Raw genomic sequence first — 6,235 nt, 5'->3', positions numbered from 1 at the left:
GTCGATGCCGAGCGCTGTTCTGAAGCGTCATACCCCTCACCCCAACCCTCTCCCTGTGGGAGAGGGAGCACGGCGCGGTTCACCGCACGCGGCCGAACCGATCAACCGGAGATCGTATCACTCCGCGATCACGCCCGGGTGGCGCTCGGCCAGATCCCGCCGGGTCGCGTCCGCCCAGGCGCGGTCGCGCGCGGCCCGCGGCCGGTCGAGGCGCACCTCGGCCACGAGGCTCGCCGGGCGGGGCGAGAGCAGGAGCAGCCGGTCGGCGACCGCGATCGCCTCGGCGACGTTGTGGGTGACCATCAGCACGCTCATGCCGAGGCGATCGACGGTGTCCACCACGAGGCCCCGCAGGCTCGCCGCCGCCGCGTCGTCCAGCGAGACGAAGGGCTCGTCGAGCACGAGCAGGCGCGGGTCGTCGGCGAGCGCCCGGGCGAGCGCCACCCGCCGCTGCATGCCGAGCGAGAGCGCGCCCGGGTAGCGGGCGCGCCAGGGCGCGAGCCCGAGATGCTCGAACAAGGCGTCGAGGTCGCGCCCGCGCCGGCCCCGCGGCATGGCGAGGCGCACGTTCTGCTCGACCGTGCGCCAGGGCAGCAGCCGCGGTTCCTGGAACACCATGCCGGGCGCGGTCTCGGCCCCGCGCGGATCCGGCTCGATCCGGCCCTCGTAGTCGCCGTCGAGCCCGAGCAGGATGCGCAAGGTGGTCGACTTGCCCGCCCCCGAGGGACCGATCAGGCAGACGATCTCGCCCTGCCCCACCGTGAAGGCGAGCCCGCGCACCGCCTCGACGGGCTCGGGCGAGCCCGCGTGGTAGACCTTGCGGTCGATCGCGACCCGGAGGATCGGCGCCCCGGCGGACATCCCATCGCCTCCGGCGGACATCCTATCGCCTCCGGCGGACATTCTATCGCCTCCGGCGGACATGGGCCTGGATCCGCTGCAGGACGAGGATGTCGATCGCGATCATCACGCTCATGAAGACGATGCTGTAGCCGAGGATCGCCGCGACGTTGGTGCTCTGCACGAAGTAGAAGTTGATCGCGAAGCCGACCCCGTCCGGGCGCCCGAGCAGCTCGATCACCAGCACGATCTTCCAGGCGAGCGAGAGCCCGGAGCGGGCGGCGGCCACCACGTAGGGCTGGAGCTGGGGCACCAGCACGTGCCGGATCCAGGTGCGGCGGTCGAACCGGTAGGTGCGGGCCATCTCCTCGAGCCCCGCGTCGAGCTCGCGCGCGCCCTCGCGCAGGATCACCGCGACGTTCGGCAGCTTGTTGAGCACCACCGCCAGGATCGCGGCGCTCTCGGTCAATCCGACCCAGATGTAGGCCAGCACCGTGATGACGAGGGCGGGCGTGTTGAGGAGCGCGAGCAGCGGCGTGTCGAGCACCGCGTCGAGCGCCCGGATCCGCCCGAGCGCGACGCCGAGGAGCACGCCGAGGCCCATGGCGAGCGCGAAGGAGATCGCGACGCGCAGCAGCGTGACGCCGACATTGTGGAACAGGTCGCCGCGCGCCGCCTCCTGGGCGATGAACTCGGCGACCGCCAGCGGGGCCGGCAACAGGCGCGAGCCGGCCTGCGCGGCGGCCGCCTGCCAGGCGCCGAGCAGCACCAGCACCGAGACGAGGCGCGCGAGGAGCGTCATGCGGCAGGCGTCGCGGACGAGATCACGGGCGCGTCATGCGCGGGAGCGCCCCGCCCGCCGGGCCGCCTGCCGGGCCGTCTGCCGGATCCGCCGCTCAGCCATTCCGGGCCCCGTCGAAGTAGAGCCGCGCGGGCAGGCTCGCCCCGCTCCCGACGACGCGCTCGCCGCCGAGCCGCTGCAGCACCGCGTAGAGCCGCTCCCCGTCCGCGCGCTCCTCCGCGATGGGGCGCCGCGGGATGCCGGCGAGGAACTCGCGCTTCAGCGCCGCGAAGGTGGCCTCGTCCTCCGCCGTCATCAGCGGGCGGACGATCTCCCAGGTCGCGGGGTCGGAGGCCAGCATGTCCTTGGCGGCGCGCGAGGCGCGGGCGAAGCCCGCCACCAGCTCGGGCTTCCCCTCGACGGCGGCGCCGTCCACGAGGTAGCCGATCAGCGCGACGGAGCCCGTCGCCCCGAAGGCCCGCATGATGTCGTCGGCCCCGATCACCCGGCGGAAGCCCTTGGCCTCCAGCCGGGCGCAGTAGGTCCAGTAGGTGAGCGCGGCGTCGAGCGCGCCCTGCTCCAGCTTCAGGGTGATCAGCGGCGGCGCGCCGTAGGCGAGGTCAGCCCCCGATTCGAGGTCGAGCCCGGCGGCGTCCCGGGCCTGGGCCTTGAGCAGCAGCCAGTTCTTGTCGAGGGGGCCGCCCGCCACGCCCAGCCGCTTGCCAGCGAGATCCTTCAGGCCGCGGATGGGGCTCGCCTCCGGCACCATCACGGCGCCCTCGGTGGTCGAGTAGGGGATGAAGCGGATCGCCCGGCCCTCGTTGCCGAGGCGGGCCGCCCAGAGCAGGTCGCCCACGATGGCATCGACCTGGCCGCCCATGAAGGCGATGCGCGCCGCGTCGTTGCCGGCGAGCTTGACCACCTCGAGGCTGAAGCCGTTGGCCGTGTCGAGGCCGCGGGCCTTGATCACCGCCGCCTCCCAGGCGACCGTGCCGAAGGGCAGGCTGCCCAGCCGGAACGTCGGCGTGCTCGCCCGGGCGGACGGGACGGGCCGCGCGGCCAGGGCCGCGAGCGCCGCGGCGGCGAGCAATCCGCGCCGTGACAGCATGGCGTCGTCTCCCTGGGTGTTCGCGCTTCTTCGAGGCCGGGTCCCGCCCGCGAGCTTCGCGCGCGGGCGGGACCCGGTGCCATTGCCAAAAAGTCATAGGGTGCTCGCCCCACCGCGTCCATCGGCAACGGGCCGGTCGGGACGGAGGCGGGCGCCTGCGCCGCACCCCCGCACCCCGCCTTGCGCGCGCCTCCCGCCCGCGGCACGCTCTCGGAAACGAGGCGGAGGAGCGGACGATGAGCGAGCGGCGCGAGGGAGCCCTGGACGAGGCCACGATCGAGGCGCGGCTGAAGGCCGAGCTGCCGGCCTGGCGCTACGAGGACGGCTGGATCCGGCGCACCTACAAGACGGCGGGCTGGAAGAGCACGCTCATGGTGATCAACACGGTGGGCCACCTCGCCGAGGCCGCGTGGCACCATCCGGACCTCACCGCCTCCTACGCCTGGGTCGAGGTGCGGCTGATGAACCACGCCGCCAAGGGCATCACCGACAAGGACTTCGCGTTGGCCGCCAAGATCGAGGAGGTGGTGGGCTGGCAGCCCGGCGCCGAGGGCGGCCCGCTGGAGGGCACACCGACCGACCCGCGCTTCGCCTACGTCAAGTACGACAAGTAGAGTAGGGGCGCGGCTCACGCCACCTTGGGCGTGAACCGCGCCGCGCAGCCCGGGTAGCGCGCCACGAGCGCCGCGCCCGCCGCCTCGCCCAGCACGAAGGCCGCCGTGGAGAGGGCGTCGGCCAGGAGCCCGCTCGGGGCCGTCACCGTCACGGCCGAGAGCGCGGGCGGCGAGGTGCCGGTGGCGGGATCGAAGATGTGGTGGTCGCGCCGGTCCGCCGAGAAGGCGGTGGCGTCGTCCCCCGAGGTCGCCGCGAAGCCCGTGAAGGGCGCGATCACCCCCGCGAGCGGGTCGCCCCGGCGCGGCCCCGCCAGCCCGAGCCGCCAGGGCGCGCCGTCCGCGTGCGCCCCCCGCGCCCCGAACTCGCCGGTATCCACGAAGGCGTGCGCGATGCCGCAGGCCCCGAGCGCGCCCATCACGCGGTCGGCGGCGTAGCCCTGCAGCAGGCCGTTGAGGGTGAGCGCGCTGCCGGGCCGCAGCCGGATCTCCGCCTCGGACCGGGCCACGGCGCGCCAGCCGACGCGCCCGAGGGTGTCCGCGAGCGCGGCCGCGCCGGGACGCTCGCCCCGCGCGGCGGCCGCCGCCCAGAGGGTCCAGAGGGGTTGCACGGTGGGATCGAAGGCGCCCCCGCTCGCCGCCGCGAGGTCGAGGGCGAAGCCCAGCATCTCGGCGAGCAGCGGGTCGGGCTCGGCGAGGAGCCCGTCCCGGTTGAGCCGGGCGAGCGCGCTGTCCGGCCGGTACAGGCTGCCGGCCGCCTCGACCGCGCGGATCGCCGCGAAGCCCGCGCGAAACCCCGCCTCGATCGCGGCGGCCTCGGCGTGGACCAGGGTGAGCGAGACGGTCGTGCCGAAGGCGAGCCCGGCCCGCGTGGCCGTGCGCAGGCCTCGGGTCCGGGCCATCGCCCGCAGGGCCGCGGGCCCGGCGGCGAGCGCCGCCAGACCGCCGAGGCCGCCGATCAGCAGGCGTCGGCGGGCGAGGGGCGAACGTGGGCTCACGCGACCTCCGCGCGCTTGGTGGGAGCGGCGGCGGCCGGCCGGCGGCGCCGCGCCAGGACCTGCGGCACGCACTGTCCCGGGTCGTGCACGATGGTGACGCAATCCATGCACTGGAAGCACTCGGGGTAGTCGATCCGTCCCCGCGCATCGATCGCGCCGTAGCGGCAGCGCACCCGGCAGAGCTGGCAGGGGCTGCCGCATTCCGGCCGGCGCGGGATCCAGTCGAGCAGGCGCAGCCGCCCGAGCACGGCCAGGCCCGCGCCGAGCGGGCAGAGGTAGCGGCAGAAGCCCTTGTAGACGAAGAGGTTGAGGACGATCAGCCCGGCCCCGTAGAGCACGAAGGGGAGGCTGCGCCAGAAGTACAGGGTGATGGCCGTCTTGAAGGGCTCGACCTCCGCGAGGGCGTCGGTCGCCGGGGAGCCCGCGGCGGCCGTCGCCAGGATCGCGGCCAGCACCGCGTATTTCAGGTTCCGCAAGTGCCGGTCGAGGCGCGGCGGCACGGCGATCTGGCGGATGCGCAAGGGGGCGGCCAGCCGCGCGGCCAGTTCCTGCAGGGCCCCGAACGGGCAGAGCCAGCCGCAGAAGGTGCCCCGCCCCCAGACGAGGAGCGTGGCGAGCACGAAGCCCCAGAGCAGCAGCGAGGGCGGGTCGTAGAGCAGGAAGGTGAGGTCGCCCCGGCCCGCGGCGGCGCGCGCCAGCCCGGCCAGCGTCACCACCGAGAGCTGCGCCTGCGCGTACCAGCCGACGAAGCCCAGGGTGAAGGCGAGATAGGCCAGCCGGAAGCGCCCGAAGGGCCGGGCCCGGGCCACGAGGCCGCGCTGGCGCGCCAGGACCGGCACGAGGAGCGCGAGCGCCGCCGCGATGATCGCGAGCTCCGGCGCCCGCGCCCGCCAGCCGTCGCTCCAGTGCGGGCCGGTATCGGGCGCCTGCCGCACGAACAGGTCCGGCGGCAGGCGGTACTGGGCGCCGACCTCGCGGGTGACCGTCTCGGGAAAGATCTGGCCGCGCTGGCGGGTGAGCTTCAGGGCGAGCGTCCAGGGGGCGGAGGGGTCGAAGCCCGCCGCCTCGCCGATGCGGAGCAGCGTCCAGGGACCGGGCGGCAAGCCGGGGGCGAGGTCGCGCCGTTCCCAGGCCATGTCCCGGGCGGCGAGCGCGAGGCCGCCCTGCTGCACGCTCAAGGCTTCGGGGATCGAGCCGAGCACGAAGTCGTCCGGGATCGGGCTCCAGCGGCCGGCGCTCGCCACCAGCACGGCGTGGTCGCCCGCGAGCTCCCGCATCAGCCGCCCGTAGGCCGCCTCCCCCAGAACCGCGCGGCCGATCGTCGGCACGTTGAGATAGGCGATCCTGAGGTCGGCGAAGGGCTCGGACGGAGCCCCTCGGCCCGGATCGGCATCCTCCAGCCCGGTGCCCGCGAAGGCCCGGTCGGCCGCCTCCTGGGACAGGGTGAAGCGCAGGAGCCAGCCGCGGCGCTCCAGCTCCGCGACGTCGAGCGCCTCGGCCTCGGGCCGCGGCTCGACCTTCAGGCCGACCGCGCCGGCGCCGAAGCCGAGCTTGGCCCGGGCGACCGCGAGCGCGGCCGAGAGCATCGTCTCGTTGATCACCCGGGTCGAGGCGGTGGCCATGCTGATGCCGTCGACCGTGGTCTGGGGCGGGGCGCCGCCCGCCCGCGCGTTCGGCCGCCCGACCCGGATCGCCCGCCGGGCCGAGAGCCCGACATATTGCTCGACGAAGGCGAAGAGCGGCTCGGAGCCCAGCCCCTCGAGGAAGACCGGCTCGTGGTGGGCGAGCACCCGCGCGTCCCGGAAGGTGCCGTCGGGCGCCAGCGCGATCAGGAGGTTGGGAGCGACGCCGCCGAAGCCCGGGATCGCCGCGAAGTCGATCGACTCGAAGGCGTAGG

6 protein-coding genes are annotated in these 6,235 nt (G+C 75.0%); 1 reads left to right on the top strand and 5 read right to left on the bottom strand.

Translation table 11 applies throughout. From position 1 onward, the window contains the following. Positions 1 to 117 precede the first annotated feature (117 nt). The 3 genes from AX737_RS01285 to AX737_RS01275 all read right to left on the bottom strand — a co-directional run bounded on the left by AX737_RS01285 (position 118) and on the right by AX737_RS01275 (position 2,729). Entirely contained in the window at positions 118 to 861 is a 744-nt protein-coding gene (locus tag AX737_RS01285; RefSeq protein ID WP_156453453.1) for an ATP-binding cassette domain-containing protein, read from the bottom strand. Between the two features lie 43 nt (positions 862 to 904). Next, a complete protein-coding gene (locus AX737_RS01280) occupies positions 905 to 1,642 on the bottom strand; it encodes an ABC transporter permease subunit (RefSeq protein WP_066918354.1) in 738 nt (245 codons plus the stop codon). A gap of 94 nt (positions 1,643 to 1,736) precedes the next feature. After that, complete coding sequence (locus AX737_RS01275) at positions 1,737 to 2,729, bottom strand: ABC transporter substrate-binding protein (protein WP_066918352.1); 993 nt, start codon at positions 2,727 to 2,729, stop codon at positions 1,737 to 1,739. Between the two features lie 236 nt (positions 2,730 to 2,965). Between AX737_RS01275 and AX737_RS01270 the strand changes: the two genes are divergently transcribed. After that, positions 2,966 to 3,343 carry a 4a-hydroxytetrahydrobiopterin dehydratase gene (locus AX737_RS01270; RefSeq protein ID WP_066918350.1) on the top strand — a complete coding sequence of 126 codons (378 nt, stop codon included), beginning with the start codon at positions 2,966 to 2,968 and terminating at the stop codon, positions 3,341 to 3,343. A gap of 14 nt (positions 3,344 to 3,357) precedes the next feature. On the opposite strand, the gene AX737_RS01265 is transcribed toward AX737_RS01270, so the two are convergent. Beyond that, entirely contained in the window at positions 3,358 to 4,338 is a 981-nt protein-coding gene (locus AX737_RS01265) for an FAD:protein FMN transferase (protein ID WP_066918358.1), read from the bottom strand. Next, on the bottom strand, positions 4,335 to 6,235 hold a 1,901-nt coding region (locus tag AX737_RS01260; RefSeq protein WP_066918346.1), incomplete at its 5' end, for a 4Fe-4S binding protein. The genes AX737_RS01265 and AX737_RS01260, both read right to left, overlap by 4 nt.

The sequence above is a fragment of the Methylobacterium sp. CCH5-D2 genome (genome assembly GCF_001556475.1).
GTDB classification, from domain to species: Bacteria; Pseudomonadota; Alphaproteobacteria; order Rhizobiales; family Beijerinckiaceae; genus Methylobacterium; species Methylobacterium hispanicum.
Note: the sequence above shows the minus strand (reverse complement) of the source record. Positions and strands in the feature narration are given on the sequence as shown.